Source organism: Neisseria sp. P0021.S005, from assembly GCF_051956955.1.
Genome location: NZ_JBQCWY010000016.1, coordinates 1 through 19713 on the forward strand (window position 1 = coordinate 1; position 19713 = coordinate 19713).

Sequence of the window (19713 nt, forward strand, 5' to 3'; positions counted from 1 at the left end):
GCGATGAAAGCGCCGTGGCCAAACACTTCGTTGCCGTATCGACCAACCAAAAAGCCGTTGCCGAATTCGGTATCGATACCGCCAATATGTTTGAATTTTGGGACTGGGTCGGCGGACGATACAGCCTGTGGTCGGCCATCGGCCTGCCGATTATGCTGTATCTCGGCGAAGAAAACTTCATCGAAATGCTCAACGGCGCGCACTTGATGGACCAACACTTCATCAACACGCCGCTAGAGCGCAACATGCCCGTCATCCTCGCCCTCATCGGCATCTGGTACATCAATTACTACGGCGGCGGCAGCCATGTTATCGCGCCTTACGACCAACATCTTCACCGCCTGCCCAAATTCATCCAGCAGCTCGACATGGAGAGCAACGGCAAACAAGTTACCCTTGACGGTAAACCGGTCGGTTACGAAACTTCGCCGATTATTTGGGGCGAAACCGGCATCAACGGCCAGCACGCCTTCTTCCAACTGCTGCACCAAGGTACGCACATCACGCCGATTGACCTCATCGCCTCCCTTGAAAAACGCAGCAACCTGCGCGGTCACCACGAAATCCTGCTGGCGAACGTCTTTGCCCAAGCCGAAGCCTTTATGCGCGGCAAAACGCCTGACGAAGTCCGCACCGAGCTTCAAGCCCAAGGCATGGAAGCAGAGCGTATCGAAGAGCTGGTTCCGCACAAAACCTTCTCAGGCAACCGCCCGACCAACCTCATCCTAATGGACAAAATCAACCCGCGCAATATGGGCAGCCTGATTGCCATGTACGAACACAAAACTTTCGTTCAAGGCATTATTTGGGGCATCAACAGCTTTGACCAATGGGGCGTAGAACTCGGTAAACAACTGGCCAAAACCATTCTTGCCGAATTGACCGGCGAGACCGAAGTGCAAAAACACGACAGTTCCACTACACGCCTAATTAATCTTTATTTGAACGCCAACAAATAAAGCATTTATTTAAAGCTAAGGCCGTTTGAAAGTTTCAGACGGCCTTTTGTTTTATTCCGGATCATCCGTAAACGCATTTTCCCGAAATATCGGTACAAACGTGAAAAGATACAGTACGAACACGGCGATGGTCAGAATCGTAGGAATGGTGATGAAGAATATCGGGTTCACGTTCATTAAAACAGCGCGCGAGACGGCGGCGGCGAAGAGGATGGGGACGGCAATGCGGCAGAGCTTGGGGTAGTCGAGTTTGGTAAAGCCGCTGTGCCACAGCCCGGCGGTCAGCCACACCATCATCACGCCCCCCATCATGCCGCCGAGGGTAATCAGGTGTAATGGGGCGGAGGAGGGCAGATTTTGCAGTTTCGCCGCGCCTGTCCACAGATAGCCTGCGGCGGCAAAGAGTTGGAGCAGGTAATAAGTGCGGACGTAGTGTTTGCGCAGGAGTTCGTGATGGTGAAGCTCACGCAGCTTGGCGAGCAGGATAAAGCCGACGGCAAGCGCGGTAAAACCGGCGGTTTGCACTGGCAGCCAAAGTTCGGCGGCGGCGTGCAGCAGCAGGAAGGTGATGGCGATGTTTTTATAAACGATATTTGGAATAAAAACAGGGTCTTTCAGACGGCATTCTTTAAGGGCTTCCGCGCCCAAAAGAATACTGACGCGGACGGATACAAACATGACCGCCGCCATGTTCAGATGTACTTGCGCACGCAACAGGTTTAAATCGCCGCTGACGGCATAGGCCGTCTGAAAAACGGTAAACGCGGCAAGCAGCATTAGTAGGGCAAAGTTGTCAGTGTTTCGGTCAAGCCAAATCAGCCAGGCGCAAAACAGCAGCAATACCAGCCAATAGGCGGCAACGAAAAACGAGGCAGTTTGCGGCGAAAAGGGCAGTATGGCGGATGCGGCGAGCAACAATGCCGCCATCAAAGTAGCGACAGGTTTCAGACGGCCTTGATAGCCCGTCCATTCGAGCATGGCGGCAGTCAGGAAGCCGCCGTATGCCGCAGGCAGCATGAGTTCTAAGAAGATTTGGCGGTGCAAAATGACGGCACCGGGGCTGATGAAAAACACCAACGCGCCGAATATGGCAAGTACCGCCGCACCGACAAAAAACGGCCGCATGGGGTGGGTGAAAAATTTATTCATGGCTTGGCTTGATTCTGCATGAAGATGCTTTCGGATATGGATTTATTGGGCGGACAGGGTTGTATTTTTCGCCAAAGAGGCAAGCCTGCGGCTTGCTTGCCCTCTCCCTAGCCCTCTCCCACGGGGAGAGGGGATTAGGCTGTCGAGCGCCCTCTGATTTTCAGAAACCTGATTCCCTCTCCCCGTGGGAGAGGGTTAGGGAGAGGGCAACGAACCGCAAGGTTTGTCAGATACTCAAATGCCCGTATCATTCATATTATTGATATTATTGTTCGAATTGTATTATTTTCAATAATAATAAATAACCCTAAACCAATATAAATAACAGCCATTATCCAACGACTAAACTTCTCTACAATTTCACCAACACCTGAAATATTAGCCAATCTTTGTGCTGTATATACTAAAACAAAAATCAATATTAAAAATACAAGAAGAGTAACTAATAAGTCGACAAGATCTAAAGTCACAAAGTAAGGAACAAAAAGTCCAATATTATCTGCACCACAACTAGCAACTGTAACCAAAGCAACAATACCGACTAATTTTGACAACCCTTTTTCATCCAATTCTTTTTTAGCTCTTTTTTCGCCCTCACAATCGTCGTAAATAGCAACTTTAATACCTAAGTAAATCGGTATTAAACCTAATAAACCCAACACCCATTTTTCCGGAACATAATGCAAAACAAAAGCTAGAAATAAACTAACTAATATTAAAATTACAGAACCTAAATATTGTCCGATATAAATATCTCGATATTCTTTTCTAGTATTTGCTCTAGCAAAAAATATTAATAGTATTACCAACAAATCTACTGCTGTAGCAATATATAAAACAGCAGCAGTAATCACAGTCGAAAACATAAAGCACCTCATAATGAATCCCCTGCCCCCTTGGCACCACGGCTTTTTCAAAAACCGAATCGCGTTCGGATAACAGATTCGTATCTTTCGCTAAAGAGGCAAGCCTGCGGCTTGCTTACCCTCTCCCTAGCCATCTCCCACGGGGAGAGGGAATTGGGCTGTCGAGCCTGAACATTTTCAGGTTTACCTGACATCTGATTCCCAATTCTACGGCTCTCTGATTTTGAGAAACCTGATCCCCTTTCCCCGTGGGAGAGGGTTAGGGAGAGGGCAACGAACCGCAAGGTTTGTCAGAAATTTAAATTCCTATCACTCATAATAATGAATCCCCTGAAACTCTCTTGCCACCACGGCTTCTTCAAAAGCCGAATCGCGTTCGGACAGCGGCGTAGGCAGGGTAATCACGTTTTGCACGTTCATGCCCTTAGTGGAAAGCAGCATGATTTCATGGCTCAGGCGTGCGGCTTCGAAGCGGTCGTGCGTTACCAGCATACACGCCATGCCCTGCCGCTCGATTTTTTCCACCAGCATGGCGACCAAAATATCGCGCAAATCGCGGTCCAAACCGACGAACGGCTCGTCCAGCAAGGCAAGGTCGCAGCCGCACAGCAGCAGGCGCAAAAATGCTACCCGTTTCGCCATGCCGCCGGACAATTCGGTCGGATATTTGTTCAAATCGCCCGCAGTCAGCCCGACTTTCGCCGCCAGCGCGATGATTTCGCCTTCATCGGGTTTGTCCATAAAAATAGCGATATTCTGCATCGCGGTCAAGTTTCCCGGCAGGCGGTTTTCCTGAAACAGAAAACCCGTTTTGCGGAAAGTATTGCGTATCGTGCCCGATTTCGGCGTTTCCAAGCCCGCAATCAAACGCAAAACCGTCGTCTTGCCACAGCCGCTCGGCCCGAACAAAGCTTTCACTTCGCCATGTTGCAGGTTCAAACTGAAATCGCGCACGATGGGGTCGCGGAGAATTTCAAAACGCACGTTTTCAAGACAGAGCATCATCTCCTCCACGGCATAAACAAAATTTCCAAAGGTTTGGTAATCAGGTATTCAAACAGTGACACAAACACGATAACCAACACCACATAAGCCATCACCGTCGAAGTCTCCAGCATCGCCCTCGCGTCTGCAATCCGCGCGCCTACGCCTTCGCTCGCGCCCAAGAGTTCCGCCATAATCACCACCTTCACCCCCATCGCCACCGCCACGCCGATGCTGGAAATCACATAACCCGTCAGATGCGGGATATACAGATAACGGATTTTTTTCAGACGGCCTAATTTATAAGCGTCAAACAATTCCTCATGCTGCTTGTTCACGCTCGCCATCCCGACCGCCGCACTCGCAAACGTCAGCGGCGCAACCAACACAATGATGGTAAACAGCACGCTCGGATTGCCGAACCCGAACCAAAACAGAGCCATCACCACCCAAATAATCGGCGGCATCGCCAACAAAGTCGTAATCACAGGTTTAAGCAATGCCATCGCCGTCTTAAAACTGCCCGCCACCAGTCCCGCCGCCAATCCCGCTACCAGCGCAACCGAAATCCCCACCACCGACCGCCACAGCGAAATCCCGATTTCGTTTTCCTGAAAATGTTTCAATAAAGCCAAAGATTTTTGAAACACCTCCACCGGCGCAGGCAGCATAAACTCGCCGAACACGGCACTGCCCCACGCCCACAACGCCACCACTACCATCGCCACGCCTAGACCGGCAAAGCCGCTCCAAAGGTAGTCGATGATGTAAAACAGCGCAGGCTGCGGTTTGCGGATTTTGTCGGTTTTAATCATGGTTTGGGTGTTGGTTTGTCGTTATGTTTTGGCAAGGATAGGCCGTCTGAAAAAAGTAGGTCGGATACTCGTATCCGACAGCCCCCATTTAGCCGAAATGTCGGATTCAAGAATCCGACCTACGCTGCTGATAATGTCCTAACAGGCCGTCTGAAAAATGATAAGTCAAATTTCAATGGCTTTCACTATTTTCAGACGGCCTCTCTCCTCTTTTAAGCTAAGAAGAACCCGTTATCCGGCAGCTTGCCGCCCAAGAGTTTCGGGTTGAACTGCATCAGGATTTCGTAAAACTTCAAAATCTCGTTCTTCACTTCGCTGCCTTTGGTTACCGTCAGCCGCGCGCCGTCCAAGCCCATGACTAGGGCGGGTTCGGGGGCGGGGAGGTAGTTTTTGCCGATTTTCGCGGCGCTCTGACGGTTGGCGAGTATCCAGTTGAGCGCGTTTTTCAAATCCTGATGGAAGATGTCGAACTGCGCTTTGTGTGCGTGGAAATATTCTTCGTTGGCGATGATGCCTGCCATCGGAATCAGCGGTTTGGTGTCAAACGCCTGTCCCCATGCTTTCACCAAGTCAAATCCACGCACGACGTTTACGCCCATGGTTTTGCCTTTAAGTAGGCTGGCGGTTGCCATCGGTTCGGGCAGGATGGCAGCGTGGTAGTCCTTGCTCAAAAACAGTCCGACTGCTTCCGGCGGCGTGGCGGTGTAAGTGATGCCGACTTTGTGCGCGTCGATTTTCAGTTTTTTCAGTAAGGCTTGCAGCACGATGTCGGGCATATCATTTTTAAACGGTACGAGGATTTTTTTGCCGACCAAATCCTGAGGCGAGGCAATCGCACTGCCTTTGCACATCAGCTGCGTGATGCCGTTGGTCAAAATATTGACCATGCCGACTTTCTGCCCTTGGTTGCGCAGGTTTACGCCGACATTGCTCGGGCTCATCATCACTTTAAATTGTCCGCTTGCTACGCCTGCGCGCAGTTGGTCGGGCGAACGCCAGATTTTCAGCGATACATCTGCCTGTTTCGCCAGCTTGCCTTGCAACGCCGCTACGGCAATGGTTACGCTGGGCATTGCCGGTGCGCCGTACACGGTAAATTGTTCTTTACCGGCTGCCAACAATGAAGGCGAAACGCCTGCGGCTGCCAGAGCGGCGGTCATTTTTAAGAAATCGCGTCTTTTCATGTCCATTTTTTATCTCCTAATTCTTAATAAGCCAGTGTAGGCATTCTTTCAGACGGCCTGATTTTAAAAAGCCGCATGCAAACTCAACCAATATGTCCTGCCCGGTGCATACACCACACTGGGCGACAGGGCGAGGACGTGGTCGCCGCTGATGTGTTCGGCGTATTTTTTGTTGAACACGTTGTTTACGCCCAAGCGCAAGCCGTATTTGTCTTTGATGTTTACGCCTGCGTAAAGGTCGGCAACGGTAAAGCCTTTGGCGGCTTCGCGTTTGTCTATGCCCAGACCTCTTGCCGCGTCAAAATCGCCGCGCGTTTGTTTGGCGACAAAGCGTGTTGCTGCGCCGATGTTGTAGCTGCCGTGGGCAAAGTAGTTTTTGTAGTCGGCTTGGACGGCGGCTTCAAACGGGCGGATTTGATAGAGCGGCCTGCCGTCAGTTTCGTTGTGTCCGTAGTTGTAGGCGGCTTTGATGCCTGCCGCCCAATGCGGATTGAAGTTGTAACGCGCGTAGGCCTGCGCGGTAAACAATCGAGCGTCTACGTTGCGTGTGATGATGCCGCCGCCGTTGGAGGCTGTGCCGCTTTGTCCATGTGCGCGGTCAAAAATAATCAGGTCTTTGACTTTGTCCGCTACAAGCGTGCCTCCCACGTTCCAGCCCGCGCCTGCGAGCGAGTTCATGTAGCCGTTGTAGTAGTCGTTGCGGCTGTCGGCGGTGAGCTTGATGCGGTTGTGTTTTTCGGTTTTCAGCAGGGGATTGCCTGCGATGGCGGCGGCTGAATTTTGGTTCATCAGTGCGCCGTTCATGCGGTTTTGTACGATGGCGGCAAGCGAGTTGAAGCGTTCGGTGTTGTCGCCGATTCGTTCTAAGTGAGCAAGGGAAACGCTGTATTTTTGCGTTTCAGACGGCGTGAAATCATATTTGAGTTCACCGGAGAAGGCATGACGGCGCACTTTGCCGTTGAAGTCGTAGCCGTAATGGGTTTTCCAAATTTGTTGTGATGAGGCGAAGGCAAGGTTGCGGTTCATCGGATGGGCGGGCTGTGCCGTATTTTTGCGTACGTCCGCTTCGTTGATTTCGTAGCTTAAGCCCAAACCCAGTTTGTGTTGGTCGTTGAACTTGTAAGACAGGGTATCGGCAATGCGCCAGCGGTCGAGGTGTACATCGGCGAAACGGTAGCCGTTGAGGAAGTCGCGCATGGCGGTGTGGGCGTTGCGCTCGCCGTTTTGGCTGTCGTTGCGGTAGCTGACGGCGGCGTTGTTGTGGAATTTGCCGAAGTCCGCGTCGTGTTTGAGCGAGAAGTCGTACACTTTGCGGTCAAGTTCTACAAACATTTGTTGCGGCGTGTTGTTTGGGCGCAGGGAGTAATTGTCGGCATGGCGTTTGAGTTTGATGATGCCTGCTTCCGCGCTGACCGTATTGCTCAAATCGGCATTGCCCCAACGCGCGTTGAGTTTGGCGATGTGGCGTTCGGTGTCCAATGCATCGTTGACGAACTGCGGCTGGCGGTCGTTGTTGATGTCGTCGTGTAGGTAGGTGAGGCGGTATTCTTGATTTTCAGATGGCACGAAACCGAGTACCAAAGCTTGATTAAAACGGCTGTATTTCCAATCGGTCTGATTGCCGTCGCCGTCTTTATAGCCGTTGGCCTTGGTGTGATTGAGGTTGGCCACGCCATACACTTTTGCCCCGCGCGCTTGCGCGGTAATGGAATTGTAAAAACTTTTGCCGTAAAAGCCGCTGTTTGCTTTCAGAGGACGGAAGGCTTGGTCTATGTTTTCGGTAACAAAGTAATGATCGCTACGGTCGGTGCGGTCGAATTGGTTTTCGGGGAAATAACCTTGAGCGGCGGTCGGAGCAATCGGTTTGGGAGGGGAAAAGGTTTTGACAGGCTGGATTTCATCGGGGTCTGCCAAGGTTTCGGCAAAACCGTTTGCGGCGGCAAAACTGCTCATTAACAGGTAAACCAAATGTTTTCGTTTCATCTTCATCTCCTGATAATCATTTTTATTCATTATGCTCTTGGAGAAAAACAAAGTAAAGAAACGATAAGGTATTTATTGTCGATAAACACCTAGCGCAAAATACAAATCGGCAAGGAGGAAAATTTTTAGAAGAGGGGAGTGGCGGCGCAGGTTGTGTTTGCTCCGAAATCGGGTTTTATCTTCTATTAATATTTCAGGTTGATAAAGCAAAAGGCCGTCTGAAAACCTCTCTCTTTTCAGACGGCCTTTTGCTGGGTATAATAAATTTACGAATCATTATTATTTCTGTTTAAATATAGGAGAAACGCATGAGCACCCGTACCGAACACGACACCATGGGCAATGTCGAAGTCCCGTCCGAAGCCTATTGGGGCGCGCAGACCCAGCGCAGCCGCAATAATTTCAAAATCGGCGGCGAAACCCTGCCGCAGCCACTGATTTATGCTTTGGCGCTGGTGAAAAAAGCCGCCGCCGCCACCAATGTCGACCTCGGCAGGATTAAGCCCGAGCAGGCGGATTTGATTACGCAGGCGGCGGATGATGTGTTGAACGGTAAGCTCGACGGGCAGTTCCCATTGGTAGTGTGGCAGACCGGTTCCGGTACGCAGTCCAATATGAACATGAACGAAGTGCTGGCGAACCGTGCCAACGAAATCGCCGGTACGGGTTTGGCGGCGTATCAGCCCGTCCATCCCAACGACCATGTGAACCACGCGCAATCGACCAATGATGCGTTCCCAACCGCCATCCACGTTGCTGCCGCGATTGAAATCAACCGCCACCTTATTCCGGCAGTAAAAGCCCTGCGCGACACATTGGACAAAAAAGCCAAAGAATTTGCCCCCATCGTCAAAATCGGCCGTACCCATTTGCAGGACGCAACGCCGTTGACTTTAGGACAAGAGTTTTCCGGCTACGTTTCCCAGCTTGATCACGGCTTAGGCCGTCTGAACGACGCGCTCAAAGGTTTATACGAACTCGCCTTAGGCGGCACGGCAGTCGGTACGGGTTTGAACAGCCATCCCGAATACGCCGAAAAAGCCGCCGCCAAACTTGCCGAACTGTCCGGTCTGCCGTTTGTCAGCGCGCCGAATAAATTTGAAGCCTTGGGCGGACGCGATGCCGCCGTTGCCGCTTCGGGCGCACTGAAAACGCTGGCGGCAAGCTTGAACAAAATCGCCAACGACATCCGCTGGCTGGCAAGCGGCCCGCGTTGCGGTTTGGGCGAAATCAAAATCCCCGAAAACGAGCCGGGTTCGTCCATCATGCCGGGCAAAGTCAACCCGACCCAATGCGAAGCGATGACCATGGTGTGCTGCCAAGTGTTCGGCAACGACGTTACCATCGGCATGGCGGGTGCGTCGGGCAACTTCGAGCTGAACGTCTATATGCCCGTTATCGCTTACAACCTCTTGCAATCCATCCGCCTGTTGGGCGATGCGTGCAACAGCTTCAATGAAAACTGCGCCGTCGGCATCGAACCCGTACCGGAAAAAATCGACTATTTCCTGCACCATTCCCTGATGCTGGTTACTGCGTTAAACCGCAAAATCGGTTACGAAAACGCCGCCAAAGTCGCCAAAACCGCCTATAAAAACGATAAATCGTTGCGCGAAACCGCCATTGAACTGGGCTTGTTGACAGGCGAAGAGTTTGACGAATTGGTTGTTCCTGCCGATATGGTTCATCCGCGTTAAGCTTTAATAATGAAACATGCCGTCTGAAAATGTGTTCAGACGGCATGTTTTTATGCTTCGCTTGTCTTTTCTTCGAATAGGGCAAAAATCATTGACAGTAAATTGAAGAGCAGTAGGAAAGTCACTGACCTTAAAAATGTACGCCAGGCGTAGTGCCACGCTTCCTTTCTGTCTGCTTGGGGTAGGAGCAATGCAGAATAGCGGTTATGTAGGGTTTTGGCGGTGTCATTGTTTTCCAAATACTCCAACGAAAGTACCAATAATTTGCCTGTGTCCTTGTGTTGTAAGAATTGGGCATGTTCAACCCAGATGCCCGGCTTGGCGTGTTCGCATAAAGCTTCAATGCCGACGCAAGAGGCTAAGCTGTTTTGGTTGTTTTGCAAAATCGACAGCTCGTTTTTTTCAGCTTGCATGGTGGCGGCGGAGGTTTGATGAAGGTATGCGCTCATGCCGTTGCGCTCTATTGCTTGGAAATCATGGAGCTGGCTGAATCCGCCATTTTCCCAGGCGACGAATACGGCATAGCAGCCGCTGAATAGGCAGATCATAGCCAATTTTAAGACAATGTTTTTCATCCTCGCTCCTTTTTTGAAAATGGCGGCAAAGTCAGGAGGCGTGTTTTCTCGTTTGAAGGTAAGTTTAGGTTTTATCTGTTTTTATTGTGAGGTTGAGTGTAACACAGGTAATCAAAAGGCCGTCTGAAAATTTTCAGACGGCCTTTTATTATGTGTTTAGATGGGTTTAAGCCAACAACTCACGCCAGCGTTTAATTTGGAAACGGACTTGTTCAGGCGCGGTGCCGCCCAAGTGGTTGCGCGCGTTTAAGCTGCCTTCAGGTGTCAGCACGCTGTAAACATCATCGGCAATCAAACTGCTAAAACCTTGCAGGACTTCGAGCGGCAATTCGCTCAAATCAACGCCAGCTTCATCGGCATGGCGCACGGCTTGGGCAACGACTTCGTGGCTGTCGCGGAAAGGCATGCCTTTTTTCACCAAGTAGTCCGCCAAGTCGGTAGCCGTTGCAAAACCCTGCATTACGGCGGCGCGCATGTTGTCGGGTTTGACGGTGACGCCGCGCATCATGTCGGCGTAAATGCGCAGCGTGTCGATAAGCGTGTCGGCAGTGTCAAACAAAGGCTCTTTGTCTTCCTGATTGTCTTTGTTGTATGCCAAAGGTTGCGATTTCATCAGGGTAACCAGGCCGATCAGGTGGCCAATCACGCGACCGGATTTGCCACGCACGAGTTCGGGTACGTCGGGATTTTTCTTTTGCGGCATGATGGACGAGCCGGTGCAGAAACGGTCGGCGATGTCGATAAAACCGAAACGCGGGCTCATCCATAAAATTAATTCTTCGGAAAGACGGCTCAGGTGAACCATAATCAGGGAAGCGGCGGCTGTGAACTCAATGGCAAAATCGCGGTCAGACACGGCATCGAGCGAGTTTTGGCAGATTTGCTCAAATCCCAATAGCTCGGCGGTGATTTCGCGCTGAATCGGGTAGGTGGTACCGGCAAGGGCTGCGGCGCCGAGCGGCATACGGTTGACGCGTTTGCGGCAGTCGACCATGCGCTCGAAATCGCGGCCGAGCATTTCAACGTAGGCGAGCATGTGATGCCCGAAGCTGACCGGCTGGGCAACTTGCAGGTGGGTAAAGCCGGGCATGACGGTTTCGGCGTTTTGTTCCGCCAAATCAACCAAGGCCGTCTGAAGGTTTTGAATCAGGTCTTGAATGACGGTAATCTGGTCGCGCAGCCACAGGCGGATGTCGGTAGCGACTTGGTCGTTGCGGCTGCGGCCGGTGTGCAGGCGTTTGCCGGCATCGCCGATTTTGTCGGTGAGGCGGCGTTCGATGTTCATGTGGACATCTTCCAAATCCAGCGACCAGGAAATCGTTCCTTCCTTGATTTCTGCTATAATCTCGGCCATGCCCTGACGGATGGCAAAGAGGTCGTCTTCGCTCAAAACGCCCGACTGTGTCAGCATTTGCGCGTGTGCCAGCGAGCCTTGGATGTCCCATTCTGCCAGCCGTTTGTCAAAATCAATCGAGCCGGTATATTTTTTGACCAGCTCGGAAACAGGTTCGTTAAAACGGCCTGACCAGGTTTTGTCCTTGCTCATATCAGCATCCTTAAAATATAAATAAAAAACAGGGTCTACGTCTTCAATATAGCAGACCCGTCTATACATTATGAAAGAAAACGGTTGAAATCATGTCTATTATACGTCAAATAAACCAGAATTTCGCAGTGCCGGATTTGCGCAATTCCGCAACTTTGGTGCGCCTGCTTATTGTTTTATTAATCAGTTTGTTTATCTTTCCGTTGATGACGGTATCGGGTGTGCCTTATCCGGAACAGATTTTCCAACATTTTTCATGGGCTTGCCCCGTCATCCTCTTAATTTTACTCAAGGTCTATTTCTTACAGGCATTTGCGCCTTCCCTGCTTCGCTCGCAGTACAGCGTTGTGGTTTCCTACGTCTCCAACCTGCTGATTTTCTTGTTTGTCGATCTAGTGATTTTGAAGACGGAAATTTGGCTGCTGATTCAACACTTCTTCTTGCTGACCTTTTTTTGTTTCAGTTTCATGTACATCGAAGCAGCCCGTCGCAATAGCCTTGCGCCTTCCATTTCCGAAGCCAGACTGAGCGCGTTGACAGCGCGTATCCGTCCGCATTTCTTGTTTAACAGCTTGAATGCCGCCATCAGCTTAATCCGTCTGCGTCCGTATGACGCGGAGACTTTGCTGGAAAATTTGGCCAACTTGTTCCGCGCACAACTGCGCGACGGTAGTCAAAACAGTACCTTAGGACAGGAAATCGAGTGGGCGCAGGAATATATTGCCATCGAGCAAATCCGCATGGGACATATGCGCGTACAGGTCATGTGGCAGCACCATGCGCCTGATGATGCGGAAACACCGCATCTGTTGTTGCAACCGCTTTTGGAAAATGCCGTATTCCATGGTGTCGAATCTATCCACCGTCCAGGGATAATTACGGTATTAACAAAATTGGAAAAATCATCTATTTTCATCAGTATCGAAAATCCGTGCGGAACGGAACCCAACGAAAATACCAAGCCGCATAAAGGTAATTCTATGGCCTTGCGCAATCTGAAAGAGCGCCTGACTTTGATGTATGACACCGACGCGAAAATCAGATATATCCAATCAGACGGCCTGTTCCGCGTTGAAATCATATTGCCGTACCGTAAAAAATCAGCCGAAGTTTCCCGTCTGTTTGGCTAAAACGCCTAGAATAGGGCAGCTTTAGATAATTAGACTATTAACACATTAAATAAAATAGTTTAAATTTATTACACTTAGTAACATAACTGTTCCCATTTTTTGAAAACTGGTCTATGATACTTAAAAGGATTGTTTACAATCCTTAATTGCAAATCATTTGCAATTATCCAGAAGAAAAAACAGAAAAAGGAACAAAGAGATGTTAGAAGCCTATCGTAAAGCCGCCGCCGAGCGCGCCGCCCTTGGTATTCCCGCCCTTCCTCTGACTGCTCAGCAGACTGCTGATTTGGTTGAGCTGCTGAAAAATCCACCTGCCGGTGAAGGTGAGTTCTTGGTTGAGCTGTTGGCTCACCGCGTACCACCCGGTGTGGACGATGCCGCCAAAGTTAAAGCCTCATTTTTGGCTGCCGTTGCCGAAGGCAGCGCATCCAGTCCGCTGATTTCCCCTGAGTATGCTACCGAGCTGTTGGGTACTATGCTTGGCGGTTACAACATTCATGCACTCATCGAACTCTTGGACAACGACAAACTTGCGCCTATCGCTGCAAATGGTCTGAAACACACTCTGTTGATGTTTGACTCTTTCCACGATGTTCAAGAAAAAGCCGAAAAAGGCAACAAATACGCGCAAGAAGTATTGCAATCTTGGGCAGATGCCGAATGGTTCACTTCTCGTGCCAAAGTTCCAGAAAAAATCACTGTTACCGTCTTCAAAGTCGACGGTGAAACCAATACAGACGACCTCTCTCCTGCACCTGATGCATGGAGCCGTCCTGATATCCCTCTGCACGCGCTGGCTATGTTGAAAAACCCGCGCGACGGCATCAATCCTGACAAACCGGGCGAAGTCGGTCCGATTAAATTGTTGGAAGAACTCAAAGCCAAAGGCCATCCGGTTGCTTACGTTGGCGACGTGGTCGGTACCGGTTCTTCACGTAAATCTGCTACCAACTCCGTGATTTGGCATACAGGCGAAGATATTCCGTTCGTACCGAATAAGCGTTTCGGCGGTGTGTGCTTGGGTGGCAAAATTGCTCCTATTTTCTTCAATACTCAAGAAGACTCCGGCGCATTGCCGATTGAAGTCGATGTATCTGCTCTGAAAATGGGCGATGTCGTCGATATCCTGCCTTATGAAGGCAAAATCGTGAAAAACGGCGAGATTGTTGCCGAGTTTGAATTGAAATCACAAGTATTGCTGGACGAAGTGCAAGCCGGTGGCCGTATTAACCTGATTATCGGTCGCGGTTTGACTGCCAAAGCGCGCGAAGCACTGAAATTGCCTGCTTCTACCGAGTTCCGTCTGCCTCAAGCGCCAGCTGAAAGCAAAGCCGGTTTCACATTGGCTCAAAAAATGGTTGGTCGCGCCTGCGGTTTGCCGGAAGGCAAAGGCGTGCGTCCGGGTACTTACTGCGAACCACGCATGACTACTGTCGGCTCGCAAGATACTACCGGCCCGATGACTCGCGACGAATTGAAAGACCTGGCTTGCTTGGGCTTCTCAGCAGATATGGTGATGCAGTCTTTCTGTCACACCGCGGCTTATCCAAAACCTGTCGATGTGAGAACTCATAAAGAATTGCCTGCTTTCATCTCTACCCGTGGCGGTGTATCCCTGCGTCCGGGTGATGGCGTGATTCACTCATGGCTCAACCGTCTGCTGTTGCCTGATACAGTCGGTACAGGCGGCGATAGCCACACCCGTTTCCCTATCGGTATTTCTTTCCCTGCAGGTTCGGGCTTGGTTGCTTTCGCAGCAGCCACGGGCGTAATGCCGCTTGATATGCCTGAGTCTGTATTGGTACGCTTCAGCGGCAAACTGCAACCGGGCGTCACCCTGCGTGACTTGGTAAATGCAATTCCGTTGTACGCGATTAAACAAGGTTTGCTGACTGTTGCCAAAGCCGGTAAGAAAAACATCTTCTCCGGCCGCATCCTCGAAATCGAAGGCCTGCCTGATTTGAAAGTGGAACAAGCCTTTGAATTGACTGACGCGTCTGCCGAACGCTCTGCTGCTGGCTGTACCGTGAAGCTCAACAAAGAGCCGATTATCGAGTACATGAAATCCAATATTGTGTTGATGAAAAACATGATTGCCGACGGCTATCAAGATTCACGCACTTTGGAACGCCGTATCAAAGCCATGGAAGCATGGTTGGCAAATCCTGAATTGCTCGAAGCGGATAAAGATGCCGAATACGCCGCCGTGATTGAAATCAACATGGACGACATTAAAGAGCCGATTATTGCTTGCCCGAACGACCCTGACGACGTGTGCTTCATGTCTGAACGCTCCGGCACCAAAATCGACGAAGTGTTCATCGGTTCTTGTATGACCAACATCGGCCACTTCCGCGCCGCCTCCAAACTCTTGGAAGGCAAGAGCGACATCCCGGTACGTCTGTGGATGGCACCGCCGACCAAAATGGATGCGAAAGAGTTGTCTGACGAAGGTCACTACGGTGTACTCGGCCGTGCAGGCGCGCGTATGGAAATGCCGGGTTGCTCATTGTGTATGGGTAACCAAGCGCAAGTACACGAAGGTGCGACTGTAATGTCCACTTCTACCCGTAACTTCCCGAACCGCTTGGGTAAAAACACCTTTGTTTACCTCGGCTCGGCTGAGTTGGCGGCAATCTGCTCCAAACTGGGTAAAATCCCGACTGTTGAAGAATACCAAGCCAATATCGGCATCATTAACGAGCAGGGCGACCAAATCTACCGCTACATGAACTTCAATGAAATCGACAGCTACAACGAAGTAGCCGAGAAAGTGAATGTTTAATATAGCAAGGTAAACCGATTTTCAGACGGCCTTAAATAATAAAGGCCGTCTGAAACGGAAAAATAAAGGGCGTGTTCATCACGTCCTTTTTATTTTTAGTTTAATAAAAGGCCGTCTGAAAGATAAGTTTCAGACGGCCTTTGCTTAGGATAAATAATCAGAAAACCGATTAATCAGCGTTGTTTACTTTACGCCAAAACCAGGTTGGAGCAGGGCGCAAGGCTGACGCTCGTGACGGCTGCGGCGTGTTCTGCCGGCAATTTTGCCGCAGACAATACCCGGATCGTTTTTCTCTTCTGCTTTTTTTGAGCTTTTATCTGATTTATTCGCGTATTCGTTGCGTTTGTTTCTATCTTCGCGGCGAGAGCGGCTGTCGTTGTGCTGAACCGGTTGTGCTTCAGCTTCATCTTGATTGTCGTTGCCCCACCAATACGGCTCAAAGCCTTCGATGCGTTCCACATTCAAATCGCTGCCGGTCAGCTCTTTAATGGATTCAAACATTTTCTGTTCGGTTTTATCCATCAAGGAAATGGCAACGCCGTCGGCACCGGCCCGGCCGGTGCGTCCGATGCGGTGGACGTAGTCTTCAGGTTGGGTTGGCAGCTCGTAGTTGATGACAAAAGGCAACTCGGCAATATCCAAACCGCGCGCAGCAACATCGGTGGCAACCAAAACGCGTAATGTGCCTTCTTTAAAGGCGTTGAGGGTTTCCAGTCGGCTTTGTTGGGATTTGTCGCCGTGGATGGATTGAGCGGCAATGTTGCGGCGGACGAGGTCGCGGGTAACTTGATCGACGCTTTGTTTGGTTTTGCAGAATACAATGACTTGATTCATATGCAAATCAACAATCAGACGTTCGAGCAGGTTGCGCTTTTTGAGTGCATCAACGGCGATGATGTGTTGCTCGACATTGGCGTTGGTGGTATTTTGCGCAGCCACTTCAACCATTTCGGGCGTGTGCATAAAATCTTGCGCAAGTTTGCGGATAGGCGGTGAGAAAGTGGCGGAAAAGAGCAGGGTTTGTCGCTGTTTGGGCAACATCTGCATGATTTTGCGGATATCGTCGATGAAACCCATATCAAGCATACGGTCGGCTTCATCGAGTACGACGATTTCAACTTTGTTTAAATTAATGTTTTTTTGTTTGACGTGGTCGAGCAGTCGGCCAACCGTAGCGACAACGATTTCACAACCAGCGCGCAAGTCGGCAGTTTGTTTGTCCATATTGACGCCGCCGAAGAGGACGGTATGGCGCAAAGGAAGATTTTTAATGTATGCCTGCACGTTTTGATCGATTTGATCGGCCAGTTCGCGGGTAGGGGTTAATACCAACATGCGGACAGGGTGCATGGCAGGGGAGGTGCTGGATGTGGCGTAGCGTTTCAGGCGTTCGAGGCTGGGCAGCATAAAGGCGGCGGTTTTACCTGTGCCGGTTTGTGCTGCGGCCAAAAGATCGTGTCCTGCCAAGGCTTTAGGAATCGCTGCGGCTTGGATAGGCGTCGGGTTTTCATACCCTTGATCGGTCAGGGCAGAGACTAATTCGCTGCCTAAACCGAGTGAAGAGAAAGGATTCATGATGGTGGCTTTCTGTTCAGACGGCTTTTTGAATGGTGAGGCCGTCTGAAAAATCTGATTCTGAAATGGATAAACCGCAGTATGATTTTGATTCTGCGGTTTGAAAAAAATGGGGAGCGGAATAATCCGTCAAGTAGCCCATTATGCCATAAAAAGATGGACTCCCCAAATGATGGTTGCGGCTAGAATTGACCAAGTTTTGATATTTTTACAGTTCAAAAACAGAAAAATTTACTGGCCTGCAAGGTTTTGAGTTTATTGAGGATTAAGCATTTGTCTTAACGTCAATAGAATTAATTTATCAAAAACTTACAGGCTGAAATGAAACTAAATTGTACTCACGTACTCAATATTGAGGTGCAGAGCTTGTTTTGTAGCCTGTATCTCCCGTTTAACGGTAAACCATAAAATCAAAATTTAGGAATATACAATTATGAAAACTTTATTGATCGCTCTTGCAACCGGTAGCCTGATGTTGGCAGCTTGTTCTTCTTCCAAACCTGCTGAAGAAGCGGCAGCGCCACGCGTCACTGTTGAAGAAGCAATGACCCAATGCCAACAGGCATCTGGTGAAAATGCTGACCGCGCTGTGTTTGACGCCTGCATGAAAGACAAAGGCTATCAACGTACCGCTGAATCAGCTGCTTCCGAGCCTGCTGCCTCTGAACCTGTAGCAGCGCCTGAGGCTGTTACTCCTGAAGCTGCCGCATCCGAGCCTGCTGCTAAAGCCGCTCCTGCAAAAAAAGCTGCTAAAAAAGCAAAAAAATAAGCTTCATAAAATTCAAGGAAGTCACTCTCATCAATACTCCGGATGAAGACAGACTTAGAGCAACTTGAAAACAAAGGCCGTCTGAATATGTTTCAGACGGCCTTTGTTTTTTTATGTATAAGGGCATTATTAGGAAATATGGTTTTGGTTTTATTAAGAAAATAAAAAAGACGTGTAACGGGTACACGTCTTTTTCGGAGAATAAACCTTATTGCTTATATTCGCTGCCGTCTTCACGGAAAAGTTTTGGCTGTTCGCCTTTTTCCACGACCTCTTTATTGATGACGACTTTTGCTACGTCTTTCAAATCTGGTAGAGTGTACATGGTGTCTAAGAGGCAACGTTCGACGATAGAGCGCAGGCCGCGCGCACCTGTTTTGCGTTCCATTGCTAGTTTGGCGATGCTGCGCAAAGCATCTTCTTCAAACTCAAGGCCGACATCTTCCATTTCAAACAAGGTTTGATATTGTTTGACCAAGGCATTTTTCGGCTCGGTCAAAATGTTGACTAAAGCATCTTCGTCCAATTCTGTCAATGTAGCAATCACGGGCAGACGGCCGATAAGCTCGGGAATTAAACCGAATTTAATCAAATCTTCAGGCTCGACTGTCTCAAACAGAGCTGAAATATCGGCGTTTTCATCTTTACTGTGCACCGCCGCACCAAAGCCGATACCGCCTTTTTCAGTACGTTGACGGATGACTTTTTCCAAGCCGGCAAATGCGCCACCACAAATAAAGAGGATGTTGGTGGTATCAACGTTGATGAATTCTTGGTTCGGATGTTTGCGGCCGCCTTGAGGGGGAACGCTGGCTACCGTGCCTTCAATCAGTTTCAGCAAGGCTTGTTGCACGCCTTCGCCAGATACGTCGCGCGTAATGGACGGATTGTCGCTTTTGCGTGAAATTTTATCGATTTCATCGATATAAACGATGCCGCGCTGGGCTTTTTCAACGTCAAAATCACATTTACCCAAAAGTTTGGTGATGATTTGTTCGACGTCTTCACCGACATAACCGGCTTCGGTTAAAGTTGTGGCATCCGCCATGACAAAAGGTACATCCAGTTTGCGCGCCAAAGATTGCGCCAACAAGGTTTTACCTGAGCCGGTAGGGCCGATGAGCAGGATGTTGGATTTGGACAATTCAACCTTGCCCTCTGCTTTTGGATGGCGCAGGCGTTTGTAGTGGTTGTAAACCGATACTGCCAACGCTTTTTTTGCGTGTTCCTGACCGATAACGTGGTCGTTGAGGTTGGCAACGATTTCGGCCGGGGTAGGCAGTTTTTTCTCGGTGTTTTCTTCTTTTGCTTTGGCAAGCTCGTTTTCAATTTCGCCGGATTCGTTGTCTTGCAGCATCATGCCGCAAGTTTCTACACATTCGTTGCAGATGAAGGCGTGTTCGCCTTCGATCAGATTTTTAACGTCGTTTTCGGACTTCCCGCAAAATGAACAGGTGCGTTTTTCTTCAGACATAATAATTTCTTCGTATGGTTGTATGGAGGCTGTGTTGTAAAGGGGGAACAGATATTTCGGGCGTATTGCCGGATTGAGGGAATGCCTCTGACAAGGGAGCCTAAGTATAATGACTATCTTGTGTTTTTTCAAATCAGAGCAGGCATTGCGCCGTATCGTCTAAGAAACAGATGAGGGCGCTGGATTTGAATATCTCGCAAACAAACGCAAAGTTTTCTCAAC

At 49.8% G+C, this 19713-nt stretch carries 15 protein-coding genes; 5 read left to right on the forward strand and 10 right to left on the reverse strand.

The annotated features are described in order from the left end of the window. The coding region (pgi, locus tag ACTHUE_RS02210; protein ID WP_440423014.1) for a glucose-6-phosphate isomerase at positions 1-959 on the forward strand (959 nt) is incomplete at its 5' end. Between the two features lie 51 nt (positions 960-1010). On the opposite strand, the gene ACTHUE_RS02215 is transcribed toward pgi, so the two are convergent. The 6 genes from ACTHUE_RS02215 to ACTHUE_RS02240 all read right to left on the reverse strand — a co-directional run bounded on the left by ACTHUE_RS02215 (position 1011) and on the right by ACTHUE_RS02240 (position 7940). Next, positions 1011-2108 carry an NnrS family protein gene (locus ACTHUE_RS02215; RefSeq protein WP_070695338.1) on the reverse strand — a complete coding sequence of 366 codons (1098 nt, stop codon included), beginning with the start codon at positions 2106-2108 and terminating at the stop codon, positions 1011-1013. A gap of 251 nt (positions 2109-2359) precedes the next feature. After that, positions 2360-2974, reverse strand: coding sequence for a CadD family cadmium resistance transporter (locus ACTHUE_RS02220; RefSeq protein ID WP_049335602.1), 615 nt, complete (start codon positions 2972-2974; stop codon positions 2360-2362). Between the two features lie 309 nt (positions 2975-3283). After that, entirely contained in the window at positions 3284-3976 is a 693-nt protein-coding gene (locus ACTHUE_RS02225; RefSeq protein WP_009310824.1) for an ATP-binding cassette domain-containing protein, read from the reverse strand. Continuing rightward, the gene (locus tag ACTHUE_RS02230) at positions 3976-4773 is read right to left on the reverse strand and encodes an ABC transporter permease (protein WP_049335418.1); all 798 of its coding nucleotides are present in this window, start codon (positions 4771-4773) and stop codon (positions 3976-3978) included. Before ACTHUE_RS02230 ends, ACTHUE_RS02225 begins: the two co-directional genes overlap by 1 nt. A 212-nt stretch (positions 4774-4985) precedes the next feature. Next, positions 4986-5963 (reverse strand): ABC transporter substrate-binding protein, encoded by a 978-nt coding sequence (locus tag ACTHUE_RS02235; RefSeq protein ID WP_049335420.1) that lies wholly within the window; start codon positions 5961-5963, stop codon positions 4986-4988. 57 nt (positions 5964-6020) lie between these two features. Beyond that, entirely contained in the window at positions 6021-7940 is a 1920-nt protein-coding gene (locus ACTHUE_RS02240) for a TonB-dependent receptor (protein ID WP_107867755.1), read from the reverse strand. 308 nt (positions 7941-8248) lie between these two features. Between ACTHUE_RS02240 and fumC the strand changes: the two genes are divergently transcribed. Then, on the forward strand, positions 8249-9637 hold the full coding sequence (gene fumC, locus ACTHUE_RS02245; RefSeq protein WP_107867754.1) for a class II fumarate hydratase: 1389 nt from the start codon (positions 8249-8251) through the stop codon (positions 9635-9637). A 50-nt stretch (positions 9638-9687) separates the two neighbouring features. Here the strand turns inward: fumC and ACTHUE_RS02250 are convergent, their stop codons facing one another. Beyond that, positions 9688-10212, reverse strand: coding sequence for a hypothetical protein (locus ACTHUE_RS02250; RefSeq protein WP_107867753.1), 525 nt, complete (start codon positions 10210-10212; stop codon positions 9688-9690). A 166-nt stretch (positions 10213-10378) separates the two neighbouring features. After that, positions 10379-11758 carry an argininosuccinate lyase gene (argH, locus tag ACTHUE_RS02255; RefSeq protein ID WP_440361148.1) on the reverse strand — a complete coding sequence of 460 codons (1380 nt, stop codon included), beginning with the start codon at positions 11756-11758 and terminating at the stop codon, positions 10379-10381. A gap of 92 nt (positions 11759-11850) precedes the next feature. On the opposite strand from argH, the gene ACTHUE_RS02260 reads away from it, so the two are divergent. Further along, positions 11851-12888, forward strand: coding sequence for a sensor histidine kinase (locus ACTHUE_RS02260; RefSeq protein ID WP_004519364.1), 1038 nt, complete (start codon positions 11851-11853; stop codon positions 12886-12888). A 199-nt stretch (positions 12889-13087) separates the two neighbouring features. Then, complete coding sequence (gene acnB / locus ACTHUE_RS02265; RefSeq protein WP_004519365.1) at positions 13088-15673, forward strand: bifunctional aconitate hydratase 2/2-methylisocitrate dehydratase; 2586 nt, start codon at positions 13088-13090, stop codon at positions 15671-15673. Positions 15674-15856: 183 nt separating this feature from the next. On the opposite strand, the gene ACTHUE_RS02270 is transcribed toward acnB, so the two are convergent. Further along, the gene (locus ACTHUE_RS02270) at positions 15857-17251 is read right to left on the reverse strand and encodes a DEAD/DEAH box helicase (protein ID WP_100066635.1); all 1395 of its coding nucleotides are present in this window, start codon (positions 17249-17251) and stop codon (positions 15857-15859) included. 430 nt (positions 17252-17681) lie between these two features. Here ACTHUE_RS02270 and ACTHUE_RS02275 point away from each other — a divergent pair, with 430 nt between their 5' ends. Further along, positions 17682-18017, forward strand: a complete 336-nt coding sequence (locus ACTHUE_RS02275; protein WP_004519367.1) for a hypothetical protein — start codon at positions 17682-17684, stop codon at positions 18015-18017. A gap of 208 nt (positions 18018-18225) precedes the next feature. On the opposite strand, the gene clpX is transcribed toward ACTHUE_RS02275, so the two are convergent. Next, positions 18226-19491 (reverse strand): ATP-dependent Clp protease ATP-binding subunit ClpX, encoded by a 1266-nt coding sequence (gene clpX, locus ACTHUE_RS02280; protein ID WP_070695339.1) that lies wholly within the window; start codon positions 19489-19491, stop codon positions 18226-18228. Positions 19492-19713 lie beyond the last annotated feature (222 nt).